Here is a 26,330-nt window from a genome sequence, read left to right as displayed (position 1 = left end):
GTACCTCCATGGTGAAATCGCAGACGCTGTCACATCACCGCACCTCCGTTGACGCCCAGCACCTGACCGGTGATGAAGCCTGCTTCGGGAGAGCAGAGAAAGCCGACGGCCGCGGCGATGTCCGCCCCGCTGCCCAACCGGCCGAGTGGGATGTTGGCCGCGATCTCCTCGTTGGACTTCAGGAATCCGGCGGCCTGCCCCTGGTGCTGCATGGGTGTCTCGATGCCCGACGGGGGGATGTTGTTCACGGTGATGCCGTGCCCGGCGAATTCGCGGGCCAGAGACTTCGTCAGCGTGATCACCGCGCCCTTGGACGCGGCGTAGTGTGCGGCGAACGGTGACCCGCGCTGGGCGCTCGACGACGAGATCATCACGATGCGGCCCCACTGCGCGGCCACCATGTCGGGTAGGGCCGTCTGGCAGCAGTGGAAGGTGCCGGTCAGGTTGACGTCGATCATGCGGGCCCAGGCGACGTCGCTGATCTCGAGGAACGGTGCGAAGCCGAATTGGCCTGCGCTGGTGACCAACACCGTCACCGGGCCGAGTTCGCTGCGGATCTTGGCGAAGGCGTGCTCCACGCTACCGCGGTCGGTGACGTCGGCCCCGACGCCCAGAGCAGTCCCACCGGCGGCCCGCACGTCGCTGGTCACCCGTTGCGCTGCCTGCTCGTCGAGGTCCAGTACGGCCACCTGCAGTCCGCGACGGGCGAGTTCGTGGCAGGTGGCCTCGCCCATCCCGGAGCCGCCGCCGGTCACCACCGCGACGGTGTTCCCCGTCATTCGTAGACCACCTTCACGGTGCGGCTGGTGGGCATGGCCTGGCAGGTGACCACCCAGCCGTCGGCCACTTCGTCGTCGTCGAGTGCGTCGTTGTTCAACATCCGTGCGCTGCCCTCGGTCACCTGCGCCATACACGTTCCGCAGGAACCTGTTTCGCACGAGGCGGGTGCGCGCAGTCCGGCCAATCGCGCCGTCTGCAACAGCGTGTTTCCGGCTCGGTAGTCGATGGTGACCGACGTGCGGTCCAGTTCGATGGTCACCTTTTCGGTGACCGAGTCGACGGTGCCGGAAGGGGTCACGGTGAAGCGTTCCAGCTTCACCCGGTCGGCTGGGACGCCCGCCGACCGCAGGGAGGTCTCCACAATGTCCATGAAGGGGCCGGGTCCGCAGACGTAGATGTCGGCGTCGGTCTCGCCGGCAAACGAGACCACGGTGTCGACGGTCAGGACGCCTCGTTCGTCGTCGAGGTGGTGCGTCAGATCGAAACGGCCGCCGTGCTTTTCGCACAGTTCGGTCAGGGCGTCAGCGAAGATGATCGAGTCCCGGCTGCGATTGGCGTAGAGCAACCGGCACGTGCGCGACGTGGTGGCCAGCGCACATCGCAGCAGCGAGAACACCGGCGTGATGCCGCTGCCGCCCGCGAAGGCCACGATGTCTCGCCCGGAGTCCTGCAGGACGAACCGGCCCTGCGGGGGTGCGGCTGGAATCAGGTCACCGGCGGTGGTGGTGTCGTTGATCCAGTTGGACACCACACCGTCGCGGTCGCGTTTGACGGTGATGCGCAGGTCCTCGCCCAGTCTGGGGGAGGACGACATGGAGTAGCACCGGCGGTGCTCCTGCCCGGCGATCCGAACCGACAGGGTGAGATATTGGCCCGCCTCATAGGCGAATTCACCGCTCTGGTCGAAGACCAGAGACACCGTGTCGGCGGTTTCGCGCACCACCTGCTTGACCCGCAACGGCACGAAACCATCATCGACCGCGTACGGGGCACTTCCGGAAGCTGGCATCCCAGCGAGAGTATCAACTACTTGTCATTGGTATCAAGTACTAGAGATACATCGCCTCAGGTTTCGATGTGGTCGTCGAAAAGCTCGTGTCCGGTTCCCTTTTCGACCACGCGGCCCAGCAGATCGCGCAGTGTCTGCTGCTCCTCGGCGGTCAGCACGCCGAACACCTGCTCGTGCGCGGCGATCGCATCGTTGACCACCGCGGCGGCCAGGTCGCGGCCGTCGTCGGTCAGGAAGGCCTGCAGGATGCGTGCGTGCTGCGGATCCTGTTTACGCTCGATCAGTCCACGTCGCTCCAGCGCAGTGAGGGCGGTCTGGACGCCCTGGGGGCTGACCAGCAACCGCCGGGCGAGTTCGGCGCCGGACAGACCCGGTTCATTGGCCAGCTGACGCAGCACCCCGATCTGGGCGGTGCTCACGCCGTACTCGGCGACCGCTTCGTTCACCGTGGTCAGTGAGAAGTAGAACGCCTGCTTGAGCAGCCACAGGATGTTGTCGGTCAGTTCCATGCCCGCCTCCGTCGTCGGGCTCGACGTTAGCGCATGTCAGCGCCGACCTGAGCGCTCTGCCTGACCACCTCGCCGTCCTTCATCACGAACCGGACGTCGGAGGTGACGGTGATGTCGTGCGACGGGTCTCCGGGTACAGCGATGAGGTCGGCCAGATAGCCCGGGGCGATCCTGCCCAGCTCGTCGTCGGCGTCGATCAGCTCGGCGGCCACCACGGTGGCCGCGCGCAGGGCCTGCATGGGCGTCATACCGCGATCGACCAGCGCGGCGAGTTCTTTGGCGTTCTGGCCGTGCGGTATCGCGGGCGCGTCGGTTCCGCAGGCGATCCGGACCCCGGCGGCGATGGCCTTGGGCAGCATCGCCCTGGCGCGGGGAAACACCTCCTCGGCTTTGCGGCGCAGTTCGGGAGCGATCCGGTCCACGGCCATCGCGTCCGTGAGGTAGGTGGTCGACACCAGGAAGGTGCCGTGGTCGACCATCATCTGCAGGGTGTCGTCACTGGCCAGAAAGCCGTGCTCGATGCAGTCGATGCCGGCGCGGATACAGGCCTGGATGGCGGTGTCACCCACGGCGTGGGCGGCCACCCGCACCCCGGCCCGGTGTGCCTCGTCGGCGATGGCGGCGAACTCGGCGTCGGAATACTGTTGCGCACCAGGTGAAGTGCTGTGAGACATCACGCCCCCGGACGCCGACACCTTGATCAGCTTGGCCCCGTGCCTGATCTGATAACGCACGCAGGCGATCACGTCGGGAACACCGTTGGCGATCCCTTCGGCCACCGACAGGGGCATCACCCCGGGCGCCAGCCGCTGGAACACCGTCGGATCGAGGTGGCCGCCGTAGGGGGTGACGGCGTGGCCCGCCGGGTAGATGCGCGGACCGGTATGCCAGCCCTGGTCGATGGCACGCTGCAGGGCGACATCGAGCAGATAGCCACCCGTCTTCACCATCAGGCCCAGGTTGCGGACCGTCGTGAAGCCCGCCTCCAGCGTGGTGCGCGCATTGACCGCACCGCGCAGGGTGCGATAGGCGGGGTCATCCTGGACGCCGTGCAGGGGAGTGGGCAGGCCTTCCGGTCCGCCGGGCCCACCGATGAGCAGGTTGAGCTCCATGTCCATCAGCCCGGGCAGCAGCGTGACGTCGCCCAGGTCGAGTATCTCTGCCGAGTCGGGTTGCGGCTCAGTGGGATTGACCGCAGCGATGCGCCGGCCGTCGATCACCACCACCGCGGGTGTGTGCACGGCGCCGGTCACCACGTCGGCCCAGCGCGCGGCCCGCAGGACCAGCGTCACGGGCCCGGCTCGGACACACAGTCCAGACTGGTCGCACCGGAATCCGGGACGCGGGGCTGCTTCCAGCACTCGACCGGGAACGACACGGTGATCATCGAGTACAGCAGGTGCATGAGATTGACCGCATCGTCGGGCATGTCGTCGAGGGGGAACTTGTCGCAGTAGGCGATCGCATCCTCGGCGCGGGCGGTGATCGCATCGTAGAAGGCCTGCATATCGGTCATGGAACTGCGCAGGCGGCGCTCGTAGCGCAGTGCCTCACTGGCCAGGCACCAGTCGGCCCACGGTTCCAGATCGGCGAAGGCGGCCGGCAGCACGGCGGTCATCTCAGACTCCTTGCCGCTGGTAGTCCGCGATCCACGAGGCGGTTTCCCTGTGCAGGTGCCGCAGCAGGATCTCCTGGTCGTTGAGCACGAAGTCCTCCACCACGCGAGTGCCGATCATGGTCTGGGTGGCCTCGAGTGTGTTGGCGTCCTGCAGGCCGTACTCCTTGAACGACGCCGCGGCCAGTTCCTGCGCCACGCGTTCGCGTGCGGTGCGGGCCTTCGGGAAGTACAGGCTGCCCTCGAAGGTGTGTGTGGTGGGTGAGGTGGGCCAGTAGTGGTACGTCAGATACCAGCCCTGACCCCAGAACAGGATGACGAAGTTGGGGAACAGCTGGAACGAATCCAGGCCCCAGGGGTTGCATTTGGCGGGGTTCAGGCCCACCGGCATCGGTCCCAGGTCGGGGCTGTCCCAGGGGCCGAACAACCCGCTCTGGCAGATGTCCTCGATGGGTTTGCGCATCTCCTCGGCCATCTCCCAGGCGCGCACGCCGGAGGTGCTGACCAACCGGTGTGGGCCGTCCAACTGGTAGTGCGGTGCCTCGAACCCGGCCTCTGCGGCGGCCTTCGAGTAGGCGGTCGGCGACTGGTTCGCGTGCAGTACCGGGGCGTGGTAGAACTCCTGGAACGCGTCCATGTAGAGCTTCCAGTTGGCGTTCACCTCGGAGCGGTAGTGCCAGCGAGAGGTCAAGGTGGCGAACGGATAACCCTCCAGTGCCAACACCATCGGGCCGAGGAACTCGCGCAGTGTCTGCTCAGGCTGTGGGGCGAAGTTGACGAAGATGAATCCTTCCCATGTCTCGCAGTGCACCTGCACCAGCCCGTAGCGGCTCTTGTCCAGGTCGAAGAACTCCTCCTCCTGCTGCACGAAGGTCAGATTGCCGTCCAGGTCGTAGCGCCAGGCGTGGTACTTACAGGTGAATTGCCGGCACACGCCTTTGGTTTCTTCGTGCGGCATGTCGTTCCACACCAGTTTGTTGCCCCGGTGCCGGCAGATGTTGTGGTAGGCCTTGATCTCGCCGGCGGTGGTGCGGGTGACGATGATCGACGTGTTGGCGGCTTTCAGTTCCTTGGTGAAGTAGCTGCCTTTGCGCGGGAGTTGTTCTGCGCGGCCGACATTGAGCCAGGCCCGCTTGAAGATCGCGGCGCGCTCCAGCTCGTAGATCTCCGGGCTCACCGAATCCTCGTAGGACACCGGGCCGGTGCCGAGTTCGGGGTAGTGCTGTGTCCAGCTGCCTTCCGGCGGCTTGGGGAAGCGGGGCATCGGAACTCCTATCGCGGTGCGCCGACGGCACCGAGGGGGCTGATGAGCCGACCGTAACCGTTGCTCGACCTAATGACAAGTAGTTGATACTGTGGGGGCGGCCTAGGCGGAAGGATCCGCAGTGGATCAACATCTCGGTGTGCGTATCGGTCTCGGTGAGCAGTGGTCGCCCGACGGTGACGGCAGCGTAGAGATGGTGTCGCCGCACAGCGGCCGGGTCATCGGTCGTCTCACGGTGGCGCGGCCCGCCGACGTGGACACAGCTGTCAGAGCCGCACGGCTGCAGTTCGATTCGGGTCCCTGGCCGCGGATGACACCCGCCGAACGGATCACGGTGATCCGCCGGCTGGCGGAGATCTACCGCGAGCGCCAGGATGCGATGGCCGAGTTGATCTGCGCGCAGATCGGTGCGCCCATCACCTTCGCCCGCCGGGCCCAGGTGGGGCTGCCGGCCCTGATGATGCCGGCATTCTGTGACATCGCCGAGTCCTTCCCCTGGCAGGAGACCCGCCGCGGTTTCTTCGGCGCCGAGCTGACGGTCCGGCACGAACCGGTGGGTGTCGTCGCCGCGATCGTGCCGTGGAACATGCCGCAGTTCCTCATCGTCACCAAACTCGTCCCGGCCCTGCTGGCCGGTTGCACGGTGGTGCTCAAACCCGCCCCGGAGACCCCGCTGGATGCGCTGCTGCTCGCCGAGTTGCTCGGCGAGGCGGGCCTGCCGCCCGGAGTGCTCACCGTGGTGCCCGGTGACGCCGCCTGCGGCGCCGCCCTGGTGGGCCATCCTGGGATCGACAAGGTGTCTTTCACCGGCTCCACCGCAGCCGGGCGGGCCGTGGCCACGGCCTGTGCGACACGCCTGACCAGGGCCAGCCTGGAACTCGGCGGCAAGTCGGCGGCCGTCGTGCTCGACGACGCCGACCCTGCGGTGGTCGCGGCGGCGGTCCGCTCCGCCAGCCTGTCCAACAGCGGCCAGATCTGTAATGCGTTGACGCGCATCGTGGTACCGGCGCGTCGCGAAGCGGCCTTCGTCGACGCGCTGGTCGGTGAGATGTCCGCCATCGTCATCGGCGACCCCGAGGACCCGGCCACGCAGATGGGGCCGCTGGTGTCCGAACGCCAGCAGCAACGGGTGCGCGGCTACATCGAGCAGGGTCGGCAGGAGGGCGCCCGGCTGGTGGTGGGCGGCACCGGCCTGCCAGACGGTATCGACGCCGGCTTCTACGTGCAGCCCACGCTGTTCGCGGGCGCCGACAACTCGATGCGCATCGCGAGGGAGGAGATCTTCGGCCCGGTACTGACGGTCATCCCGTACCGCGACGAGGATGAGGCGGTCCGCATCGCCGACGACTCCGACTACGGGCTAGCGGGGTCGGTGTTCACCGCGGACGTCGAGCGCGGGCTGTCCGTCGCGGCCCGGGTACGCACCGGAACCTTCGGGGTGAACCAGGGGTACACCATGGATCCCTTCGCGCCGTTCGGCGGATTCAAACACAGCGGCTACGGCCGGGAACTGGGCCGAGAGGGCCTGCAAGGGTACCTCGAACCGAAATCCGTCGCCGTGAAGTCCCACAACTGATCTCGACGAAAGGAATGACGATGACAGCCACCATCGGTAACCGAACTCCTGCGCAGGAGCGTATCGCGGTCAGGTGTGTCGACTCCGACGTGCACCCCGTGCCCCGGCGCGGGGAGCTGGGGCAGTACATCCCGGAACCGTGGCGCAGCAGATACTTCGGCACCCACGACATCGGCGACCAGATCTATTACGATGCACCGGATTACGCGCATGCCTACGCCATGCGCACGGACACCTTCCCCGCCGACGGCGAATTCCCGGGTAGCGACCCCGATCTGGCCTTTCGGCAACTGATCATGGAGGCCGGTGCCGACCTCGCCATCCTGGAACCGGCGGCCTACCCGGCGCGAATGCCGGAACCCAACCACGCCATGAACTGCGCGCTCAACGACTGGCAGGCCAATCACTGGCTCGACGCCCACAACAACTGGCACCAGCGGTGGCGGGGCTCGATCTGCGTCGCCATCGAGGCGCCCGAGGCCGCCGCCGGCGAGATCGAGCGCTGGGCCGGTCACCCGTACATGGCGCAGATCCTGATCAAGGCCGAACCCCGCCCGTCCTGGGGTGACCCGAAATACGATCCGGTGTGGGCCGCGGCCACCAAGCACGACATCACCGTCAGCTGCCATCTGTCGCGCAGCCATCACGACGAGCTCCCGATGCCGCCGGTGGGAATGCCGAGCTACAACCACGATTTCATGGTCACGTATTCGCTGCTGGCCGCGAATCAGGTGATGAGCCTGGTCTTCGACGGCGTGTTCGACAGGTTCCCCACGCTGCGAATCGTGTTCGTGGAGCACGCTTTCACCTGGATCCTGCCGTTGATGTGGCGCATGGACGCCATCTACGAGAAGCGAAGGTCCCGGCTGGACATCAAACGCAAGCCCAGCGAGTACGTCAAAGACCACATCAAGTTCACCACGCAGCCGCTGGACTATCCGGAGGACAAGACCGAGCTCAGCCGGGCACTGCAGTGGATGGAGTGCGACAAGATCCTGATGTTCTCCTCCGATTACCCACACTGGACGTTCGACGACCCGCGGTGGCTGGTCAAGCACCTGCCGGAACACGCCCGCGAGAACGTGATGTTCCGCAACGCGCTGGCCACCTACAAGCTGCCCGACACCGTGCCGGTACTGGAGGGACAGGTGCGCGTCTTTTAACTCGGGTTGCGGCGGCCACGGTCGGCGGGGACGAACGGGAACGCCATGCCACGGTGTCCGCATCACGGCAGTGACGTTGAGCGGGGCCATCTGGCCAGCGCCGGGGTCGTGGAAGAGGGCTCGAGCCGATTCAGGATCAGCTTCAACGGCGGCCAGACCGCGCGCCCACGCCGGGTCACCGCGTACGCGGTCATGATCAGCGCGGGCTCGGGCAGCGGCAGTACCTGGATGCCGTGGCGGGCGGGCCGATCCACTGGCAACAGTGCGATCCCGTAACCGGCGGCGATCAGGTCCTCCACCAGATCCAGGGTGTCGATCTGGTGGGCGATCCGCGGGGTGAACCCGGCCAGTGCGGCCAGGGTTCGGACGGCGATCTCGTCAGCTGTGTTGCGGGAGTTGACGATCCACGGCCGGTCCGCATAGGCGTTGAGGTCGGCGGACGGATTCGGCTCGCCGGCGGGCAGGGCCAGACCCCATGGCGCCGACCAGAGCGGCATCGACTCGAGGATCGCGTTCGGTGTCGCGGGTGCCAGGTTGTAGTCGTAGGTGACGGCCAGGTCCAGTTCGTCGTCCATCAGCAGCCGGAAGGCCTCCAGAGGCTCGTACTCGTTGATCACCACCTCGACGTCGGGGTGGGTTGCGCTCAGGGCGCTGAGGACGGGCATCAGCGAAACGCGGATTCCGGTGGCGAAGCCGCCGACGCGCACGGTCCCCGCGGGTTCGGCGTCGGGATCGAGGTCCAGGCGCGCTGATTCGACGGCGGCCAGAATGGTGACGGCGTGCTCGGCCAGCCGCCGCCCGGCCGGGGTGAGCCGGACCCGGCGGCCGTCGGGTTCGGTGAGTTCGGTTCCGACCTCTTTGGCCAGTGCTGAGAGTTGTTGTGAGACCGACGAGGTGGTCAGGTTGTGGCTGTCGGCAACGGCCCGCATGGAGCCCTGCTGCGCCAATGCCAACAGGAGCGCGAGTCGCCGTGGGTCCATTCCGAGATTGTTCACGATCATTGAACGGTATGTCCACAAATATCACGTGGACGTGAACGGTTCGGTTGTTCTTGAATTGGCGGCGTGAACCACGGGCAGGCACGCGACGGCACCCTCATGGCGCTGGCCGCCATGCTTTTTGTGCAACTCGGCCTCGCGGTGTCGGTCATGTTGATCGACCGGGTGGGCACAGAAGGCGCGGCGTGGCTGCGCCTGGCCTGGGCGGGTGTCCTGATGGTGCTGATCGTGCGCCCACGCCGCAGCGCATTCACCCGCCGCTCGTTTTTCTACTGCGTGGTGCTCGGCATCGTGACGGCCCTGATGACGCTGCTGTTCATGGCCGCCATCTCGCGTATCCCGCTGGGGACCGCCAGCGCGCTGGAATTCCTCGGCCCGCTCGGGGTGGCGGTGGCCACCGCCGGCGGCGGCCGCCGGATGCTGTGGCCCGCCCTGGCGACGGTGGGGGTCCTCCTGCTGACGCAGCCGTGGTCAGGCAGTGTCGATCTTCTCGGTGTCGTGTTCGCGCTCAGTGCCGCCCTGTGCTGGGCGAGCTACATCCTGCTGACGCAGCGCGTCGGCGATGACGTCGCCGGCGCCAACGGGCTGGCGGTCTCCATGCCCACCGCGGGTCTGGTCGCGTCGCTGATCGCGGGACCGGTGGCCTTCGACCGAATCACCCCCGATCTGGTGCTCATCGGGCTCGGATTGGCGGTGCTGCTGCCCGTCATCCCGTTCACGCTCGAGTTCCTCGCGCTTCGCCGCCTCACCACATCGGCCTTCGGAACGCTGATGAGTCTGGAACCGGCGTTCGCGCTCGGCATCGGCTTCGTCATCCTGCACCAGGTGCCGGGACCGGCGGCGGTCATCGGAATCGCTTTTGTGGTCACCGCGGGAATCGGCGCCGCACGCGCGGGCGCGCGGCCCGCCGACGTCGCTGTCGATCTGACACGCTGACCGCCAGCACCGGCCTGACATCCGCTGTCATTGCTCGCGCATCGGCTCCCGCTCGTCGAAGCTCACTTCGACGCGTTGGAATCCCTTGGCCTGCTGCGCCTTCGCCTGACCCTCGTACATCTTGCGGTCGGCTTCGGTGAGGTCGACGTCATCGGTGAACGGGGTGAGCAGAGCGCGCGGATGCAGCTTGTCCACCCGCACCACATTGACCTCGGCGCAGACCAGCAGCACGGTCGAAACCAGGTAGAGAAACGCGATGAGCCCGAGCACCACGGCGAACACGCTGTTGGTGACGCTGGCCGAGGCCACGACGTGCTGTACGTAGGTCGCACCGAACCACTGCAACAGCTGCCAGATCACCGCGGCGCTGAGCGCGCCCGGTAGCACTTCCTTCACGGTCAGCGGCCGCGTCGTCGTGACCCGGAACGCCACCACACACACGGTGGTGTTCACCGCCAGACCCGCGACCACCACACCCGCTGCGCCCAGCGCGCCCAGGAACTGGCCCAGCGCCACCAGGCCGGTGGTGGCCACCAGCGCACTGCCGAGGACCAGGAGTAACAGCAGGCTGCGCAGCCGCGACCGCAGCGGGTCGGGGCGCAGGTTCTTCGGCACGGCCCAGATGGTCTCCATCGCGTTCTGCAGGGCCTGCCCCACGTTCAGGCCGCCGTACAGGGCCACGACGATGCCGATCACCACACCCGCGGTCCCGCCACTGAGCCGGCTCGGTTCAGTGAGCTGATCACCGATCAACGGAAACTGGGCCAACGCCGAGTCGTAGATGTCCTCGCGCCACTCCGGGCGGCCGGCCAGCACCACACCGAGGACCGTGGTCAGCAGCAAGAGCAGCGGGAACAGTGAGATGAATGCGTAGTAGGTCAGCAGGGCGGCCAGATATCCGGCCTGGTCGTCGACGTACTTATACACCACAGCGATCACGAAACCGGCAGCTGGGCTGCGTTGTTGCAGCCTGTCCAGCCAACCCAGCATGACGACCTCCGTGGTGCGCGCCCACCCTGGGCGCAGTGTGCTGCTGCATACCCGCTGCCTATGGGCCCGAACCGCCGCTGTGAGTGAGAGGTCAGCCCCACTCGTGGTTCATCGCGCGCGACTCGACGGTGCCGTACTCGGGGCGCTCGGCCGGGCGGCGGCTTCGCGACAGCGCGATCAACACGGTGGCCAGCGCCGCGGTCACCGCGCCCGCGACGAAGATCGTGATGTAGGCGCTCTCAGGTGGCTGGCCGGTGCTCGTCACGGTATGGCCGAGCAGAACCGCGACGATGGCGGCGGCCACCGAACTGCCGACGGTGCGGGCAATGGCGTTGAGCCCGGTCGCGATGCCGGTCTCGGCGGGGTCGGCTTCACTGACCACCAAGGCGGGCAGCGCCCCGTAGGCCAGGCTGATGTAGGCGTTGGTGAAGATGCCTGCCACGATCACCTGCCACGGCTGATCATGTGCGACCGCCAGGGCGGTGAACCCGACGATGCCCGTGGCGGCGCCGCAGACCAGAACCGGCCGGGCACCGAATCGGTCGATGAACCGTCCGCTGATCATCGCCGTCACCAGACCCGCGAACGCACCGGGCAGCAGGTAGACGATGCTGGAGTACAGCACGCTGGCGGAAAACCCGTAGCCGGCGGCCTCGCGGGGTGCCTGCACGAACGCGGTCAGCCCGAGGAAGCCGAAGTACAAGCCCATGCCCACGAACACGGTGGCGAGGTTGGTCAGCAGCATCGCCCGCCGCGTCAGCAGCGGTATCGACACCAGCGGGTAGGCGCGGCCACGCTCCCACCACCACCACAAGACCAGCACCACGACACCGCCGGCCGAGGTCGCGATCGTCGCCGGTGAGGCCCAGCCCCAGCTGTTGCCCTGGGTGATGGCCAGCAGCACCGCGCTCAGCCCGAGCGCCAGGCCGAGGGCGCCCAGCCAGTCGATCGAACCCTGCCCGTGTCGCCGGCGCGACGGGACCACCAACACCACGATGAGCATCACCAGCAGTGAGAACCCGGTGGTCAGCCAGAACACCCGGTGGTAGTTCGCGTCGCCGGCCACGAGTAGTCCGGTGGCCACCAGACCCATACCGCCGCCGAAGCCCAGGATGGCCGACAGCACGGCCAGCGCCCGGACCACCTGCTCCTCCACCAGTTCCTCACGCAGCACCGCCACGCAGATGGGATAGAGCGAGTAGGACACTCCTTGCAGCGCCCGGGCGGCGATCAGCACCGCTAGTGAGCTGGTGGTCGCGGCCAGCACCGATCCCGACAGCACCACCGCCAGCACGCACAGCAGTACGTATTTCTTGTTGTACAGATCGGCCAGCCGGCTCAGCAGCGGGGTGGCCGCGGCGGCGGCCAGCAGGTTGGCCGTGACCGTCCAGCTGACGGCCACAGTGGAGGCTTGCAGTTGATCGGCGATCAGCCCGAGCACCGGAACCACCGCGGTCTGCAGAACCGCGACGGTCAGAGCCACAATGCTCAAGGAGGCGATCAGGAGCCGGGGGGAGGGTCCGGCCTTGAGCAACATGTCTCCTCTGAGGTTTCGTTGGTCTGGACAATTCGACCTGAAAAATATATCGACTAACGAATCATCTCGGCTCGGTGGGCGAGCCGGCCTGTCACTGGCCGTAGGTGTACCTGAGGTTGGCGTTGATCAGCTCGCCCAGACGGTGCTGCATGTGGTCCGCGAACTCGACGTCAGGCTCCGGCTCCTCCACGAGGAGAATCCAACGCAGGTCGGTTCCGCCATCGGCTGCGGTGAGCTCGAAACGCACGGACGCATCGGGGCGCCGGCTCCACAGCGTCGACCAGACCACGTAGTCCGGTCGTCGTGCGTCCAGGACGGTCGGTTCGATCTCATCGTCGCGAAGCTGCAGCCACGGACGCGCAGGCTGGCGGTGAGGGTCACAGAGATCGTCGAAAACCGCCCACGGTGGTGCGGGTTGGTTGCGTCGACGGGACCTGAGTTCCACTTGTCATGCCTACCGCAGTCTTGCCAGCCCGTAGGGTATGCCCGTGGACTTGCTGCTCGGTATCGACATGGGCACCGGAAGCTCCAAGGGTGTTCTCGTCGACGCGGCCGGTACGGTGCTCGCATCCGAGACCATTGCGCATGCGATGGAGTTGCCGCGGCCCGGGTGGGCCGAAGTGGACGCCGAGGCGATGTGGTGGGGCGAGGTCTGCACCATCAGCCAGGCGCTGCTGGCCCGGGTACCTGCGGGTGCGCATGTCGCGGCGATGTGCGTCAGCGGGGTGGGGCCGTGCCTGGTGCTGTGCGACGCCGAGCTACGGCCGTTGCGGCGTGCCATCCTCTATGGTGTCGACTCGCGGGCCGAGGCCGAAATCGATTTACTGACAGACGAATTCGGCGCCGACGCGATTCTGGAGCGCGCCGGAACACTGCTGTCGAGCCAGGCGGTGGGGCCCAAGATCGAGTGGGTCCGGCGGAACGAGCCGGAGGTGTTCGAGCAGGCCACCGGGTGGTACGGCTCCAACTCCTACATCGCGGCGAAACTCACCGGCGAATACGTGATGGACCATCACACCGCCAGTCAGTGTGATCCGCTGTATTCGACGCGGACGTTCGAGTGGAATGCCGAATGGGCACAACGCATCTGCGGGCGACTTCCGTTACCGCGGCTGGTGTGGCCCAGCGAGGTGGTCGGCACGGTGCACGCGCACGCGGCTGCAGCCACCGGGGTGCCGGTCGGGACGCCGGTGGTGGCCGGCACCGTGGACGCCTTCGCCGAGGCCTTTTCCGTCGGGGTGCGCAACCCGGGCGATCAGATGCTGATGTACGGCTCGACGATGTTCCTGGTCCAGATCATCGACGACTACCACGCCGATCCGGCGCTGTGGACGACTGCGGGCATCGAACCCGGTACCCACGCCCTGGCGGCCGGAACCGCGACCGCGGGCAGTCTGGTGAACTGGTTGCAGACCACCACCGGGGGGGCGCCGTTCGACACGCTGATGGCCGAGGCGCAGGCTGTGCCGCCCGGCAGCGAAGGGCTGCTGGTATTGCCGTATTTGGCAGGGGAGCGGACACCCGTTTTCGACGCCCGCGCCCGCGGGGTATTCGCCGGTCTGACGCTGCGGCACGGACGCGGGCACCTGTTTCGTGCTGCCTATGAAGGCATATCGTTCGGGATCAGGCAGATCCTGGAGAAGTTCGACGACGCGCACACCGCCACCCGCGTCGTCGCTGTCGGCGGGGGACTGCGCAGTCCGATCTGGGCGCAGACGCTCACCGACGTCACCGGCCGCGCGCAGCTGATACCCGAACAGGCCATCGGTGCCAGTTACGGCGACGCACTGCTTGCGGCCATCGGCGCGGGAGTGGTTGCGCCGGATACCGATTGGGCGCGCATCGCGCACGAGATCACGCCGGACCCGGGCAATGTCGCACTCTATGACGACCTCTACGAAACCTGGCGCGAGTTGTACCCCGCGACCAAGAAGCAGGTGCACCGGTTGGCTGCCAACGGCCAGCCCTCGAGAGTCTGACACCCAGCCTCTCTCTCGCGCCCAAACGTCGGTTTGGGCCCGGAAGTGCGAAAGAGATCCGGCATTTCGTCGGTCTCGGCGGCGGTGGGGCCCTCGGCACCGTGATCATCGACGCCGGTTGAGTCACTTTGGGCGGTCGAAAAGGTTTGCTTTCAGCCCCAGTCCACAACTCTGGTTGCAATCTCGGCGGCCACGCGGTTGAGGCAGAAACCAGTCAACGATCCTGGCGAAATCCGTTGTCTGGATACCGCCCCAACTCGCAGTCCGGTATTGTGAAATCCCCTGCGCCACTTGAGTATCAGGTGTCACAAAACGCGGATTCTTGTCGGACCCTGGCTCCAGCTTCAATGGTATGGGTATTTCAGCGATCGCCGACAAGGAGGCGATGCTGGCTGCCCAAGCCCAGATCGAAGAACTGACCGCGCAGATGAACGGCTTGTCGATAGATGCGTTCACGCCAATGGAGTTGTTGGAGCTGCAGCAGCGCCGCGAAACCGTCGCCTGGATGCAGCCAGTGCTCGATCACACGGTGTATCAGCGCCTGACCTCGGAGTGCACGCCGAAGCAGTTGGGCTCCACCAGCTTCAAGAAGGCCCTCGCAGCGCGGTTGCGGATCAGTGAAGCCGACGCCGCCCGCCGCCTCAACAACGCTCAATTGCTCGGTCCGCGGACCGCACTGACTGGGGAACCGTTGGAGCCAGCGCTGCCGAACATCGCGGCCGCCCAAGTCAAAGGAACCATCGGGCCCGAGCATGTGGCCGCGGTGAAGAAGTTCTTCAAGAAACTGCCCGCGTGTGTGGACTTCTCCGGCCGCGAAGCCGCCGAAGCCGACCTGGCCCGCCACGCCTCGAACCTGAACGTCGACGGGTTCAATCAGGTCGCCGACCGGTTGAGGTACCTGCTCAGCCAGGACGGCGAGTACACCGACGTCGACCGTCAAGCCAGCCGATACTTCACCATCGGCAAGCAAGACGTCGACGGCAACGTCCCGGTACGCGGCAGGCTCACCCCGGAATGCGCCGCCACCCTGGAAGCGGTACAGGCCAAACTGGCTGCACCGGGCATGTGCAACCCCGCCGACGACACACCCCAGGTCGACGGCGAACCCGATGCCGACAAAGCCCGCACCGACACTCGCACTCAGGGTCAACGCAATCACGATGCCCTGGTGGCGATGGGCCGCGCCATCCTGGCCTCCGGGGAACTCGGCCAGCACAACGGCTTGCCCGTCATCGTCATCGTCAAAGCCAACCTCACCGATATCGAAAAGGGTGTTGGGCACGGCCTGACCGCCGGCGGCACCTTGATCCCAATGCCCGATGTCATCCGGATGGCCTCCCACGCCTTCCACTACCTGGCCCTGTTCGACGGCAATGGCATTCCCCTGCACCTTGGCCGCGCGCGGCGCACCGCCTCACGGGGGCAGCGGATCATGCTGCTCGCGCAACACGGGGGTTGCACCATGCCCGGCTGCACCGCGAGCGGCTACCGCTGCCAAGCCCATCACGCCAACCAGGACTGGAAAGACGGCGGCGACACGAACATCGAAGACCTCACCCTGGCGTGCGGGCAGGATAACCGGATGGTCGAAACCACCGGGTGGACCACCAGGAATCGCCCCGAAGATGGGGTCACGGAGTGGATTCCGCCTCCGGAGCTGGACTGCGGGCAATCCCGCGTGAATGTGTATCACCACCCAGACCGGATCCTCGCCCCCGACGATCCGTAACCCGAGGGTGACGCTAAAGCCGGCCGCAGTAACCACGAGCGGCCGGCTCTAAGCCGTCCTCAGGCCTCGTCGTGGCCGACGCGCTCCAGCACAGCTTCGGCGGTGGCCGGATCGGTGACCAGTTGATTGAAATACCCGCCGCGGGCGCCGGCGATGATCGATTCGACCTTGTCCGCGCCCACGGCCACACCGATGGTCACCGGGATGTGGCGTAAGGCTTCGAGTTCGACGGCGATCAGTCGGTCCCCGCCTTCGAACGGCACTTCCCGGCCTTCGCGGTCGTAGAACCGGGAGCACACGTCACCGACGGCGTCGCGCAGCGAGTTCGACCGGGTGGGAACGAATTGCGGGATGTCCGAGCGCAGCAGCGGCGGCGCGCCGATTCCCATCAGCGCGCAGCGGGCATGGGGCCACAGGTGCAGTACCCGCTGAATACTCGGGTCCTTCAGCAGCGACGGGTAGAGATCCGGGCCGGGCAGCGCCGGCGCGAAGAGGTAGTTGGCGCGTCCGCCGACACGGTTGGCCACCAGCCGGGTGATCTCGTTGGTCTGGTACCACTCGTCGGGCTGGTCGTTGCCGCCGACGGTGGGTGCCACCAGCACACCGGGTAGCGGCACGAGGTCGAACTGCGCCACCTCGTACACGGTCCGCCCCGAGGAGACCAACAGGATGTCGCCGGGCAACAGGCCCGCGGCGGTGAGCGCACGACCGACCGCCGGGGCGAGCACGCTGCCCATCACATCCAGAACGGTTCGCCCTGGCCCAGGGTTGGGCACGGGCAGGCTGAGGAACACCGTCGTCAGCGCGAGCGCCCTGGATAGCCGGTCGGCGAGGTCGCCCGAGGAGATCTCGGCGGGCGGCACCACCTCGATGCGCACGATCCCGCGCCGTTTGGCCTCGGCCAGAAGGCGACTCACCGTGGCGCGGCTACAGCCGAGCTGCGCGGCCACGTCGGCTTGGGTGGCGTCCTCGGTGTAGTAGAGCTTCGCTGCCGAGTAGAGCAACGCCGCCGGGAAGTGGCCGGATTCGCCGTCAGACACCGAGAGGTCGGCGTTTGGCGCGATACCGGCTGGGTTGGATGAGTGTGCAGGTCGGGGCACCAGAAGAGTATGACATTGAACACCTGTTCGCGATCTGCGTTCGGTGAACATCCGTTCTGGACAAATATGCAGCGGGTCGCATACTGTGACTCCACCCACACCGCACGAGGCGGTGTGAGCAGACAAGAACACCTCTCGCAGGCCGATACCTCGATGCGCTCAGGAGCTAGCTGATGACCGATCGAATCCCCGAAAAGATGCAGGCAGTCGTCTGTCACGGGCCCAACGACTATCGCCTCGAGGAGGTCGCGGTACCCCAGCGTCGACCGGGTGAGGCGCTGATCCGCGTCGAAGCCGTCGGCATCTGTGCCAGCGACCTGAAGTGCTACCACGGCGCCGCCAAGTTCTGGGGCGACGAGAACCGCCCCGCCTGGGCCGAGACCATGGTCATTCCGGGACACGAATTCGTCGGGCGCGTCGTCGAACTCGACGACGAAGCCGCCAAGCGCTGGAACATCGCCGTGGGCGACCGGGTGACGTCCGAGCAGATCGTGCCGTGCTGGGAGTGCCGGTTCTGCAAGCGCGGTCAGTACCACATGTGCCAACCGCACGATCTCTACGGTTTCAAGCGCCGCACGCCCGGGGCGATGGCCAGCTACATGACCTATCCCGTAGAAGCTCTGGTACACAAGATCTCCGGTGAGATTCCGCCCGCCCATGCGGCATTCGTCGAGCCGCTGTCGTGTGCGCTGCACGCGGTCGAGCGGGCCCAACTGACCTTCGAAGACACCGTCGTGGTGGCCGGCTGTGGGCCCATCGGACTCGGCATGATCGCCGGCGCGAAGGCCAAGAACGTGGCGCGGGTGATCGCCCTCGACATGGCGCCCGAGAAGTTGAAGCTGGCCAAGAAATGCGGCGCCGATCTGGCCATCAACATCGCCGAAGAGGACGCCGAGAAGATCGTCAAAGACCTCACCGAGGGTTACGGCGCCGACGTGTACCTCGAGGGCACCGGCCATCCCGCTGCGGTGGCACAAGGACTCAACCTGCTGCGTAAGTGCGGCCGCTACGTCGAATACAGCGTGTTCGGCAGTGACGTCACCGTCGACTGGAGCATCATCAGCGACGACAAGGAACTCGACGTGTTGGGCGCCCACCTCGGTGCGTACTGCTGGCCGGCCGCCATCAAGATGCTCGAGTCCGGCGTACTGCCGATGGACGAGATCTGCACGCATCAGCTGCCGTTGAGCGAATTCCAAAAGGGCCTCGATCTGGTGGGCAGCGGCAAGGAATCCGTCAAAGTCTCCCTGATCCCGGCCTGAGCGAAGGGCAATCGAGCATGCGTAAACAGTCCCGACCGGGCTTTCAGGGCCCGCAGATGTCGCGGCGAAACATGTTGGCGGCCATGGGCCTTGCCGGCGCCGCCGCAGCCAGCGTGCCGCTGCTGTCGGCGTGCGGTGTCGGCGGCAACCCGCCCGCACCCAACGGCGCCGCCGATGTCACTGGCGGCTTCGACTGGAAGAAGGCGTCGGGGCAGACCATCAACATCCTGCAGACCCCGCACCCGTACCAGCTGTCGTATCAGCCGCTGCTGGCCGAGTTCACCGAGCTCACCGGCATCAATGTCAACGTCGACCTGGTACCCGAGGCCGACTACTTCACCAAACTGAACACCGAGTTGGCCGGTGGCTCCGGTAAACACGACGCGTTCATGCTCGGCGCGTACTTCATCTGGCAGTACGGCCCGCCCGGGTGGGTCGAAGACCTCAAGCCGTGGCTGGAGAACTCGTCGGCCACCAGCGCCGAGTACGACTTCGAGGACATCTTCGAAGGTCTGCGCACCTCGACCCGCTGGGACTTCACCCTGGGTAACCCGCTGGGCACCGGCGGCCAGTGGGCGATCCCGTGGGGCTTCGAGAACAACGTCGTCGCCTACAACAAGCGCATCTTCGACGAGAAGGGCATCACCAAGCTGCCCGACAACTTCGATGACTTCATCCAGCTCGCCGTGGACCTGACCGACCGGTCGGCCAACCAGTACGGGTTGTCGACCCGAGGGTCGAAGTCCTGGGCCACCATTCACCCCGGCTTCATGACGCAGTACGTGCGCCAGGGTGCGGTGGACTACACCTGGAACGGCCGGGAACTGGTGGCCGAGATGGGCAGCGACGCGGCGGTCGAGTTCACCGAGAAGTGGATCGACCTCCAGCACCGGGCCGGGCCGACATCGTGGACCACCTACGACTATCCCAATGCCACCGGCGATCTCGGTGACGGCAAGGCCATGATGGTGTTCGACGCCGACAGCGCCACCTATCCGAAGAACAAGCCGGGCGCCAGCAAGGAAGCCGGCAACATCGCCTGGTACGCCGGACCGGCCGGGCCCGACGGCAACTACAAGACCAACCTGTGGACCTGGAGTTGGGCCATGAGCGCCAACTCCCGCAACAAGCTGCCCGCCTGGCTGTTCATCCAGTGGGCCACCGGTAAGGACGCGATGAACAAGGCCGTCGAGGGCGGCACCTACGCCGACCCGGTGCGCCAGTCGGTGTTCGACACCACCTTCAAGCGCGTCGCGGCCGACCAGTACGGCTACCTCGAAGCATTCGAGACCGTCATCGGGGAATCCAAGATCCAGTTCACGCCGCAGAAGAAGTTCTTCGACACCACCCAGAACTGGGCGGTGGCACTGCAGGACATCTACGGCGGCGATGACGCCAGGTCCCGCCTGGCCAGCCTGGCCAAGACCAACACCTCCAAGGTCAACCTCTAGGAGCCGTGGCATCCATGACAACTCAGACTCCCAAGGCACCGGCCAGTTCGCCGGAGCAGTCTGCCGCCGCCCGCGGTCACAAACTGCCCGAGGTACCGACCTGGCGGCGCAAGCTGCGGCCGTATCTGCTCTCGGTGCCGGCCGTGCTCATCGTGATCGGCATTCTGTATCCGTTCGTGGTCGGCGCCTACTACGCCTTCCTCAATTACGCCGCGGTCAACCCTGATCCGCACTTCATCTGGTTCGACAACTTCGCCTCCGTGCTGGGCGATCAGGTGTTCTGGAAGAGCGTCCAGGTCACCGCCACGTTCGCGGTGCTCGCCACCTTCATCGAGACGGTGCTGGGCGTAGGCCTGGCGCTGCTGCTCAACCGCTCGTCGATCATCGGCAAGATCTTCGAGAAGGTGTTGATCCTGCCGCTGATGATCGCCCCGGTGATCGCGGGTGTCATCTGGAAGCTGATGTTCAACCCTCAGTTCGGCATCCTCAATCACGTTCTGGCACTGGGCAACACCTTCGACTGGCTATCGGCCGGCAACGCGCTGTTCTCGGTGATCCTGGTCGACATCTGGATCTTCACCCCGTTCGTGGCGATCCTGGTCCTGGCCGGTATCCGCTCGCTGCCCCGGGAGCCGTTCGAGGCCTCCGAGGTCGACGGTGCCAACTGGTTCTACATGTTCCGCAAGCTGATGCTGCCGATGCTGTGGCCCTACATCCTGGTGGCCGTCATCTTCCGGTTCATGGACAACCTGAAGGTTTTCGACCACATCTACGTGCTGACGGCGGGCGGTCCGGGTGTGGCCACCCGCACGCTGCAGATCGGTGCCTTCGAGGACTCGATCATCAACCTCGATTACTCCCGGGGCAGCACCTACATGCTGCTGCTGTGGATCATCGTGTTCATCACGGCGCGCTACCTGGTGAGCGTGCTCGGCAAGGCGCAGCGTCGTGCTGCCGGAGCGGAGTCGTAAGTCATGGCACTGTCGAGAAGCGAGTTGCTGCCCGGGCAGAAGCGCTGGTCCATCGGGGCGGTGGCCGCAGACGTCGGGCTGGTGTTCTGGTTCATCTTCTCGCTGTTCCCGATCTTCTGGATGCTGATGCTGGCCCTGAAGAACGCCGAACAGCAGACCACCACCTATTTCTCCTTCAGCCCCACGTGGTCGAACTTCGCCACCGTCCTGTCTGACCGGGGCACCGAGATGACCAGCGTGGACTTCAAAGCCGCGCTGCTGACCAGCCTGCTGAACTGCGGTGGCGCAGTGATCGTCTCCCTCGTCATCGGCATTCCGGCCGCCTACGCCGCCGGCCGCTGGCAGTACAAGGGATCCAACGACCTGATGTTCCAGATGCTGTCGTTCCGGTTCGCCCCGGAACTGATGGTCATCGTGCCGTTGTTCGTCATCTACAACCAGATCGGGCTGTTCGACACCAAGGTCGGCATGATCTGGGTGCTGCAGCTGGTCACCATGCCGCTGGTGGTGTGGATCCTGCGGTCGTACTTCCAGGACCTGCCCGAAGACCTCGAGCAGGCGGCGCTCCTGGACGGCTACACGCGCACAAGGGCTTTCATCATGGTGGCGCTGCCGATCGTGCGACCGGGCATCGCTGCCGCGGCGTTGCTGGCGTTCATCTTCGCGTGGAACAACTACGTGTTCCCCCTGATTCTGGCCGACAGCAACGCCGGCACGGTCACCGTCGCCATCACCAAGTTCCTCGGCGGCGGCGGACAGGCGTACTACAACCTCACGGCCGCGGCAGCGCTCATCGCCGCATTGCCACCACTCATCCTCGCCCTGACCATCCAGCGATACCTGGTGCGGGGCCTGTCGTTCGGGGCGGTGAAAGCCTGATGGCAACCATATCTGTCAAGGACCTGCACAAGTCATACGGGAAAACCCGAGCTGTCGACGGGATCAGCGTCGACATCGCCGACGGCGAGTTCTTCGTCATCCTCGGGCCCAGCGGCGCCGGTAAGACCACCACGCTGAAGTCCATTGCCGGGCTGGTGGACGTCGACTCGGGGTCGGTGTCCATCGCCGGAGTGGACGTGACCATGGTGGAGCCGTACCACCGCAATGTGGCCATGGCGTTCGAGAGTTACGCGCTCTACCCGCAGAAGACGGTCAGCCAGAACCTGGCGTCGCCGCTGAAATCGGGCCGGACCGGAAAGTACACCGACGCACAGCAGACCGAGCGTATCGATCAGGTGACCAAGACCCTGGGCATCAACCATCTGCTGAAGCGCTTCCCGAGGGAGCTGTCCAACGGGCAACGGCAGCGGGTGGCACTGGGCCGGGTGCTGGTGCGCCCCGCTGATGTGTACCTGCTCGACGAACCGTTGAGCCACCTGGACGCCAAACTGCGCGCCCAGATGCGTGCTGAACTCAAACAGCTTGGTGCCATGAGTAATACAACGACGATCTACGTCACCCACGACTACCAGGAAGCGCTCGCGCTGGGCGACCGGATCGGGGTCATGCGTGCGGGGCAACTGGTCCAGATCGGCACGCCCGACGAGATCTGGCGCAGCCCGGCAGACACGTTCGTCGCCAAGGCCCTGGGCCAGCCGGAGATCAACATCCTCGACGGGGTGGTCGACGACGGCCGGATAAGGCTGGGAACCGGCTCGGGTAAGGATCTAGCTGTCGCCATCCCGGCCGATGCCGACGTCAATCGCGGAGACCGGGTGCGAGTCGGGTTGCGGCCCTCCGATATTCACGTCACCAGTGGTGAAGGCTCATTGCACGGCCGGGTGATCCTGGCCGAGCGGCTGGGCCGCAACATCGAGCTCACCGTCGACGTCGACGGCGCGCAGCTGATCGTGCTCACCTCGGGACGCCACGGCGTCGGGGAGGGCGACAACGTGACGATGAAGATCGCCGACAGCGACGTGCACGTCTTCGGTACCGGCGACGGTGACACCGCCCGGTTGACCCACACCCACCGATCGAGCCTGGAGGCCGCACAGTGACCGCCACCGCGGAGAGAACCAGCACGGCGCAGAGCCTCACCCTCAGTGACCTCGTGAAGACCTACGCCACCCGGGGCCGCGACAAGGTGACCGCGGTCAAGGGCATCAACCTCGACATCGAGCCGGGTGAACTCGTCGCCCTGTTGGGCCCGTCGGGCTGCGGCAAGACCACCACGCTGCGGATGATCGCGGGTCTTGAGACGGTGACCAGCGGCTCGATCAAGATCGGCGACCGCGAGATCTCACAACTGCCGGCCGCCAAACGCGGGATCGGGGTGGGGTTCGAGAGTTATGCGCTCTACCCGCCGATGTCCATCCGCGACAATCTGCTCTACGGCCTCAAAGCCCGCAAGGTCAAAGGCGCCGACCAGATGGTGGCCTCGATCTGCGACCGGCTGGAGATGAACGAGCTTCTCGAACTCCGTCCCGCGGGGCTCTCGAGTGGACAGAAGCAGCGCGTCGCCCTGGCGCGGGCACTGGTGCGCAACCCACCGGTGCTGCTGTTGGATGAGCCACTCAGTCACTTGGATGCCTCTGCGCGGCAACGGGTTCGCCGCGAACTCAAGGTGCTGCAACGCGAATTCGGTTACACCACCATCGTCGTGACCCACGATCAGGTGGAGGCGTTGTCGCTGGCCGACCGCCTCGCGGTGATGGACGCCGGCATCGTCCAGCAGTTCGGAACCCCCGATGAGGTGTTCGACGACCCGGCCAACCTGTTCGTCGCCACGTTCGTCGGCGAGCCCCAGATCAACGTGCTGCGGGGCACCGCGCACGTCGACGGCGGGCGGGTGCGGGTGCGCATCGGTGAGGCCGGGGGATACCTGGACACCGGCGTGAAGAATGTCGCCGACGGCACCCGCGTGACGGTGGGCATCCGGCCACAGGATTGTGCGCTGAACACCGCCGAGGAGCCCGGTGGGGCCGGCATCACAGCCACGGTGGCGTACTTCGAGCACCTTCTCGAGTTCGGACTGGCGACCAGTACGGTTGCGGGTATGGAAGAGGGAATCGTCGTTCAGACTCCCGCGCAGGAAAGCTATGAGCCTGAACAGCGCGTGAGCGTCACTGCACCGGCCGAGCGGGTGTACCTGTTCGACGCAGACAGTGGAGACCGGCTGCGATGACCAAACTCTTCAACGATCCCGCCCGGTTCACCGAGGACATGCTCGTCGGCTTCCTCGACGCCAACTCTCGATACGTCGCCGGGGTGCCCGGCGGTGTGGTGCGCGCCAACAAGACTGCGCCCGGCAAGGTCGCGGTGGTCATCGGCGGCGGCTCCGGGCACTACCCGGCATTCTGCGGCACCGTGGGACCCGGTTTCGCCGACGGCGCCGTGGTGGGCAACATCTTCACCTCACCGTCGGCCGAGGAGGCCGCCTCGGTGGCCCGCGCCGCGCACAGCGATGCCGGTGTGCTGTTGACCACCGGCAACTACGCCGGCGACGTGATGAACTTCGGGCTGGCCGTCACGCAGCTGCGCAATGAGGGCATCGAGGCCGAATACTTCGCCGTCACCGACGACGTGGCCAGCGCACCCAAGGGCGAGGAAGCCAAAAGGCGCGGTATCGCAGGCGATTTCACCGTGTTCAAGTGCGCCAGCGCCGCCGCCGAGGACGGTCTGGACCTGGTCGGTGTGGTGCGGGTCGCCAAGGCCGCCAACGACGCCACCCGCACCCTCGGCGTCGCGTTCGACGGCTGCACCATGCCCGGCGCCGACCACCCGCTGTTCACCGTGCCCGAAGGGCACATGGGCCTGGGTCTGGGCATCCACGGTGAGCCCGGCGTGGCCGACGAGCCCATGCCCACCGCGGCAGAGCTGGCCAAGACGCTGGTGGACGGCGTCATCGGCGACTACCCGGAGAACTCGTCCAAGCGCATCGCGGTGATCCTCAACGGCCTGGGCCGTACCAAGTACGAAGAGCTGTTCGTCGTGTGGGGTGCCGCCTCACAACTGTTGCGCGACAAGGGTTTCGAGATCGTCGAGCCCGAAGTCGGCGAGCTCGTCACCAGCCTGGACATGGCCGGATGCTCGCTGACGGTGATGTGGCTCGACGACGAACTCGAGAAGTACTGGACCGCGCCCGCCGACAGCCCGGCCTACCGTAAAGGTGCCGCGACGGCGCAGGTGGGGGAGCGGCGCACCGATGCCGCCGCCGACGCCGCCGCCGAGGCGCCGGTGCTCTCCGAGCTCTCCGACGAGGACGGCCGTCGCGGAGGTCAGCTCGTCGCCCGCGCCATCAACGACATCGCCGACATGTTGGCCGCTGCCGAGGACGAGTTGGGCCGTATCGACGCGGTGGCCGGCGACGGCGACCACGGCCGGGGCATGGTCAAGGGTTCGTCGGCGGCCCGCACCGCGGCGCAGCGCGCGGCGGCCGACGGCGGCGGCACCGGCTCGGTGCTGGCCGCCGCGGGCAAGGAGTGGGCCGCCAAGGCCGGTGGCACCTCGGGTGTGCTGTGGGGCGCCATGCTCTCGGCGCTCGGGGCCCGGCTGGGCGATACCGGTCGACCCGAATCGGCAACGGTGGCAGCCGGAATGCGCGACGGCTACGACGCGTTGATCACACTCGGTGGTGCACAGCCGGGCGACAAGACGATGCTCGATGCACTGCTTCCGTTCGTGGAGGAACTGGAGCGACGAGTCGGTGACGGCGAACAGTGGCAGGATGCGTGGCGCGCCGCCGCGCAGGTGGCCACCGATGCCGCCAAAGCCACCGCCGACCTGCGGCCCAAGGTCGGGCGCGCCCGACCCCTGGCCGAACGCAGTATCGGCACCCCCGACGCTGGCGCCACCTCACTGGCGATGTGCGCAAACACCGTCGCCGACACCCTGAAAGCAAGAGGAGACAAGTAATGCCGTCCAATCTGCGGATCGTCGTCGGATCCGACGACGCCGGTTACGAGTACAAGGAAGCTTTCAAGGGTGACCTTCGTAGCGACGAGCGGGTGGCCGAGGTGACGGACGTCGGTGTCGGCACCGATGAGGACACCGCCTACCCGCACATCGCGGTCGCGGCGGCCCGCCTGGTCGCCGAGGGCAAGGCTGATCGTGCACTTCTGGTGTGCGGCACCGGTCTTGGGGTGGCGATCAGCGCCAACAAGGTGCCCGGAATCCGCGCCGTGACCGCCCATGACAGCTTCTCGGTGGAGCGCTCGGTGCTGTCGAACAACGCGCAGGTGCTCTGCGTGGGCCAGCGCGTGATCGGCCTGGAGCTGGGCCGCCGGCTGGTCCGCGAGTGGCTCGACTACGAGTTCGACCCGAACAGCAAGTCCGCCGATAAGGTCGACGCGATCTGCGGCTACGAATCCGACACCGCTACCGCCACAAAGTAATACCGTCGCCACAAAGTAAATACCGTCGCCACAAAGTACTAGCGCGACCGAGCATTGCTCCTATGTCAAGCGGCGACTGCCTGGAGGGGTTTGTCGTGGGTGTGGTTGAGGTGTTTGTCGGCGTG

The 26,330-nt window shown here is 66.4% G+C and carries 24 protein-coding genes; 13 read left to right on the top strand and 11 right to left on the bottom strand.

Translation table 11 applies throughout. From position 1 onward, the window contains the following. Positions 1 to 29: 29 nt before the first annotated feature. Genes AC3A6P_RS29180 through AC3A6P_RS29155 form a run of 6 tightly spaced genes read right to left on the bottom strand, consistent with a single transcriptional unit; the run spans position 30 to position 5,177 of the window. Positions 30 to 779 (bottom strand): SDR family NAD(P)-dependent oxidoreductase, encoded by a 750-nt coding sequence (locus AC3A6P_RS29180; RefSeq protein WP_487695839.1) that lies wholly within the window; start codon positions 777 to 779, stop codon positions 30 to 32. Then, positions 776 to 1,789 (bottom strand): 2Fe-2S iron-sulfur cluster-binding protein, encoded by a 1,014-nt coding sequence (locus AC3A6P_RS29175; RefSeq protein WP_487695838.1) that lies wholly within the window; start codon positions 1,787 to 1,789, stop codon positions 776 to 778. Before AC3A6P_RS29175 ends, AC3A6P_RS29180 begins: the two co-directional genes overlap by 4 nt. A 56-nt stretch (positions 1,790 to 1,845) precedes the next feature. Then, positions 1,846 to 2,298 carry a MarR family winged helix-turn-helix transcriptional regulator gene (locus AC3A6P_RS29170; protein ID WP_487695836.1) on the bottom strand — a complete coding sequence of 151 codons (453 nt, stop codon included), beginning with the start codon at positions 2,296 to 2,298 and terminating at the stop codon, positions 1,846 to 1,848. A gap of 26 nt (positions 2,299 to 2,324) precedes the next feature. Next, positions 2,325 to 3,590 (bottom strand): metal-dependent hydrolase family protein, encoded by a 1,266-nt coding sequence (locus AC3A6P_RS29165; protein WP_487695834.1) that lies wholly within the window; start codon positions 3,588 to 3,590, stop codon positions 2,325 to 2,327. Continuing rightward, entirely contained in the window at positions 3,587 to 3,916 is a 330-nt protein-coding gene (locus tag AC3A6P_RS29160; RefSeq protein WP_487695832.1) for a hypothetical protein, read from the bottom strand. The genes AC3A6P_RS29165 and AC3A6P_RS29160 overlap by 4 nt, the downstream gene beginning before the upstream one ends. A gap of 1 nt (position 3,917) precedes the next feature. Beyond that, on the bottom strand, positions 3,918 to 5,177 hold the full coding sequence (locus AC3A6P_RS29155) for an aromatic ring-hydroxylating oxygenase subunit alpha (protein WP_487695830.1): 1,260 nt from the start codon (positions 5,175 to 5,177) through the stop codon (positions 3,918 to 3,920). A gap of 121 nt (positions 5,178 to 5,298) precedes the next feature. Between AC3A6P_RS29155 and AC3A6P_RS29150 the strand changes: the two genes are divergently transcribed. Together AC3A6P_RS29150 and AC3A6P_RS29145 are read left to right on the top strand one after the other, a co-directional pair. Further along, the gene (locus AC3A6P_RS29150; protein ID WP_487695828.1) at positions 5,299 to 6,753 is read left to right on the top strand and encodes an aldehyde dehydrogenase; all 1,455 of its coding nucleotides are present in this window, start codon (positions 5,299 to 5,301) and stop codon (positions 6,751 to 6,753) included. Positions 6,754 to 6,773: 20 nt separating this feature from the next. Further along, on the top strand, positions 6,774 to 7,916 hold the full coding sequence (locus tag AC3A6P_RS29145) for an amidohydrolase family protein (protein ID WP_487695827.1): 1,143 nt from the start codon (positions 6,774 to 6,776) through the stop codon (positions 7,914 to 7,916). Between the two features lie 62 nt (positions 7,917 to 7,978). On the opposite strand, the gene AC3A6P_RS29140 is transcribed toward AC3A6P_RS29145, so the two are convergent. Beyond that, positions 7,979 to 8,896 carry a LysR family transcriptional regulator gene (locus AC3A6P_RS29140; protein ID WP_487695945.1) on the bottom strand — a complete coding sequence of 306 codons (918 nt, stop codon included), beginning with the start codon at positions 8,894 to 8,896 and terminating at the stop codon, positions 7,979 to 7,981. A 117-nt stretch (positions 8,897 to 9,013) separates the two neighbouring features. Between AC3A6P_RS29140 and AC3A6P_RS29135 the strand changes: the two genes are divergently transcribed. Next, positions 9,014 to 9,850, top strand: a complete 837-nt coding sequence (locus AC3A6P_RS29135) for an EamA family transporter (RefSeq protein WP_487695944.1) — start codon at positions 9,014 to 9,016, stop codon at positions 9,848 to 9,850. 27 nt (positions 9,851 to 9,877) lie between these two features. Here AC3A6P_RS29135 and AC3A6P_RS29130 read toward each other — a convergent pair whose 3' ends face one another. The 3 genes from AC3A6P_RS29130 to AC3A6P_RS29120 form a co-directional block, all read right to left on the bottom strand. Further along, positions 9,878 to 10,840 (bottom strand): YihY/virulence factor BrkB family protein, encoded by a 963-nt coding sequence (locus AC3A6P_RS29130; RefSeq protein ID WP_487695825.1) that lies wholly within the window; start codon positions 10,838 to 10,840, stop codon positions 9,878 to 9,880. Between the two features lie 91 nt (positions 10,841 to 10,931). Continuing rightward, positions 10,932 to 12,377 (bottom strand): MFS transporter, encoded by a 1,446-nt coding sequence (locus AC3A6P_RS29125; protein ID WP_487695824.1) that lies wholly within the window; start codon positions 12,375 to 12,377, stop codon positions 10,932 to 10,934. Positions 12,378 to 12,468: 91 nt separating this feature from the next. After that, positions 12,469 to 12,822 carry a hypothetical protein gene (locus AC3A6P_RS29120; RefSeq protein WP_487695822.1) on the bottom strand — a complete coding sequence of 118 codons (354 nt, stop codon included), beginning with the start codon at positions 12,820 to 12,822 and terminating at the stop codon, positions 12,469 to 12,471. 43 nt (positions 12,823 to 12,865) lie between these two features. On the opposite strand from AC3A6P_RS29120, the gene AC3A6P_RS29115 reads away from it, so the two are divergent. Together AC3A6P_RS29115 and AC3A6P_RS29110 are read left to right on the top strand one after the other, a co-directional pair. Further along, positions 12,866 to 14,356 (top strand): FGGY-family carbohydrate kinase, encoded by a 1,491-nt coding sequence (locus tag AC3A6P_RS29115; RefSeq protein ID WP_487695820.1) that lies wholly within the window; start codon positions 12,866 to 12,868, stop codon positions 14,354 to 14,356. Between the two features lie 352 nt (positions 14,357 to 14,708). Continuing rightward, complete coding sequence (locus AC3A6P_RS29110; RefSeq protein WP_487695818.1) at positions 14,709 to 16,085, top strand: HNH endonuclease signature motif containing protein; 1,377 nt, start codon at positions 14,709 to 14,711, stop codon at positions 16,083 to 16,085. A 59-nt stretch (positions 16,086 to 16,144) separates the two neighbouring features. Here the strand turns inward: AC3A6P_RS29110 and AC3A6P_RS29105 are convergent, their stop codons facing one another. Beyond that, complete coding sequence (locus AC3A6P_RS29105; protein ID WP_487695816.1) at positions 16,145 to 17,185, bottom strand: sugar-binding transcriptional regulator; 1,041 nt, start codon at positions 17,183 to 17,185, stop codon at positions 16,145 to 16,147. Between the two features lie 173 nt (positions 17,186 to 17,358). On the opposite strand from AC3A6P_RS29105, the gene eltD reads away from it, so the two are divergent. From eltD to AC3A6P_RS29065, 8 genes are all read left to right on the top strand, one after another. After that, positions 17,359 to 18,447, top strand: a complete 1,089-nt coding sequence (gene eltD, locus AC3A6P_RS29100; RefSeq protein ID WP_487695814.1) for an erythritol/L-threitol dehyrogenase — start codon at positions 17,359 to 17,361, stop codon at positions 18,445 to 18,447. 71 nt (positions 18,448 to 18,518) lie between these two features. Then, positions 18,519 to 19,898 (top strand): extracellular solute-binding protein, encoded by a 1,380-nt coding sequence (locus AC3A6P_RS29095; RefSeq protein WP_487695943.1) that lies wholly within the window; start codon positions 18,519 to 18,521, stop codon positions 19,896 to 19,898. 14 nt (positions 19,899 to 19,912) lie between these two features. After that, positions 19,913 to 20,869 (top strand): carbohydrate ABC transporter permease, encoded by a 957-nt coding sequence (locus AC3A6P_RS29090; protein ID WP_487695812.1) that lies wholly within the window; start codon positions 19,913 to 19,915, stop codon positions 20,867 to 20,869. 3 nt (positions 20,870 to 20,872) lie between these two features. Further along, complete coding sequence (locus AC3A6P_RS29085; protein WP_487695810.1) at positions 20,873 to 21,748, top strand: carbohydrate ABC transporter permease; 876 nt, start codon at positions 20,873 to 20,875, stop codon at positions 21,746 to 21,748. Next, the gene (locus AC3A6P_RS29080) at positions 21,748 to 22,869 is read left to right on the top strand and encodes an ABC transporter ATP-binding protein (RefSeq protein ID WP_487695809.1); all 1,122 of its coding nucleotides are present in this window, start codon (positions 21,748 to 21,750) and stop codon (positions 22,867 to 22,869) included. Before AC3A6P_RS29085 ends, AC3A6P_RS29080 begins: the two co-directional genes overlap by 1 nt. Beyond that, positions 22,866 to 23,996: an ABC transporter ATP-binding protein gene (locus tag AC3A6P_RS29075; protein WP_487695807.1), complete on the top strand. Its 1,131-nt coding sequence runs from the start codon at positions 22,866 to 22,868 to the stop codon at positions 23,994 to 23,996. Before AC3A6P_RS29080 ends, AC3A6P_RS29075 begins: the two co-directional genes overlap by 4 nt. Then, entirely contained in the window at positions 23,993 to 25,726 is a 1,734-nt protein-coding gene (derK, locus tag AC3A6P_RS29070; protein ID WP_487695806.1) for a D-erythrulose 4-kinase, read from the top strand. The genes AC3A6P_RS29075 and derK overlap by 4 nt, the downstream gene beginning before the upstream one ends. Next, positions 25,726 to 26,205, top strand: coding sequence for a ribose-5-phosphate isomerase (locus AC3A6P_RS29065; RefSeq protein ID WP_487695805.1), 480 nt, complete (start codon positions 25,726 to 25,728; stop codon positions 26,203 to 26,205). The genes derK and AC3A6P_RS29065 overlap by 1 nt, the downstream gene beginning before the upstream one ends. Positions 26,206 to 26,330 lie beyond the last annotated feature (125 nt).

Source organism: Mycobacterium sp. Soil_C_30, assembly GCF_057656995.1.
Note: the sequence above shows the minus strand (reverse complement) of the source record. Positions and strands in the feature narration are given on the sequence as shown.

What these genes read in the sequence shown, in the direction of transcription:
- AC3A6P_RS29130 (WP_487695825.1), bottom strand. Translation starts at nt 10,840, where the DNA reads ATGCTGGGTTGGCTGGACAGGCTGCAACAACGCAGCCCAGCTGCCGGT.
- AC3A6P_RS29175 (WP_487695838.1), bottom strand. Translation starts at nt 1,789, where the DNA reads ATGCCAGCTTCCGGAAGTGCCCCGTACGCGGTCGATGATGGTTTCGTG.
- AC3A6P_RS29095 (WP_487695943.1), top strand. Translation starts at nt 18,519, where the DNA reads ATGTTGGCGGCCATGGGCCTTGCCGGCGCCGCCGCAGCCAGCGTGCCG.
- AC3A6P_RS29170 (WP_487695836.1), bottom strand. Translation starts at nt 2,298, where the DNA reads ATGGAACTGACCGACAACATCCTGTGGCTGCTCAAGCAGGCGTTCTAC.
- AC3A6P_RS29090 (WP_487695812.1), top strand. Translation starts at nt 19,913, where the DNA reads ATGACAACTCAGACTCCCAAGGCACCGGCCAGTTCGCCGGAGCAGTCT.
- AC3A6P_RS29135 (WP_487695944.1), top strand. Translation starts at nt 9,014, where the DNA reads ATGGCGCTGGCCGCCATGCTTTTTGTGCAACTCGGCCTCGCGGTGTCG.
- AC3A6P_RS29080 (WP_487695809.1), top strand. Translation starts at nt 21,748, where the DNA reads ATGGCAACCATATCTGTCAAGGACCTGCACAAGTCATACGGGAAAACC.
- AC3A6P_RS29125 (WP_487695824.1), bottom strand. Translation starts at nt 12,377, where the DNA reads ATGTTGCTCAAGGCCGGACCCTCCCCCCGGCTCCTGATCGCCTCCTTG.
- eltD (WP_487695814.1), top strand. Translation starts at nt 17,359, where the DNA reads ATGACCGATCGAATCCCCGAAAAGATGCAGGCAGTCGTCTGTCACGGG.
- AC3A6P_RS29065 (WP_487695805.1), top strand. Translation starts at nt 25,726, where the DNA reads ATGCCGTCCAATCTGCGGATCGTCGTCGGATCCGACGACGCCGGTTAC.
- AC3A6P_RS29160 (WP_487695832.1), bottom strand. Translation starts at nt 3,916, where the DNA reads ATGACCGCCGTGCTGCCGGCCGCCTTCGCCGATCTGGAACCGTGGGCC.
- AC3A6P_RS29180 (WP_487695839.1), bottom strand. Translation starts at nt 779, where the DNA reads ATGACGGGGAACACCGTCGCGGTGGTGACCGGCGGCGGCTCCGGGATG.
- AC3A6P_RS29155 (WP_487695830.1), bottom strand. Translation starts at nt 5,177, where the DNA reads ATGCCCCGCTTCCCCAAGCCGCCGGAAGGCAGCTGGACACAGCACTAC.
- AC3A6P_RS29085 (WP_487695810.1), top strand. Translation starts at nt 20,873, where the DNA reads ATGGCACTGTCGAGAAGCGAGTTGCTGCCCGGGCAGAAGCGCTGGTCC.
- derK (WP_487695806.1), top strand. Translation starts at nt 23,993, where the DNA reads ATGACCAAACTCTTCAACGATCCCGCCCGGTTCACCGAGGACATGCTC.
- AC3A6P_RS29110 (WP_487695818.1), top strand. Translation starts at nt 14,709, where the DNA reads ATGGGTATTTCAGCGATCGCCGACAAGGAGGCGATGCTGGCTGCCCAA.
- AC3A6P_RS29145 (WP_487695827.1), top strand. Translation starts at nt 6,774, where the DNA reads ATGACAGCCACCATCGGTAACCGAACTCCTGCGCAGGAGCGTATCGCG.
- AC3A6P_RS29140 (WP_487695945.1), bottom strand. Translation starts at nt 8,896, where the DNA reads ATGGACCCACGGCGACTCGCGCTCCTGTTGGCATTGGCGCAGCAGGGC.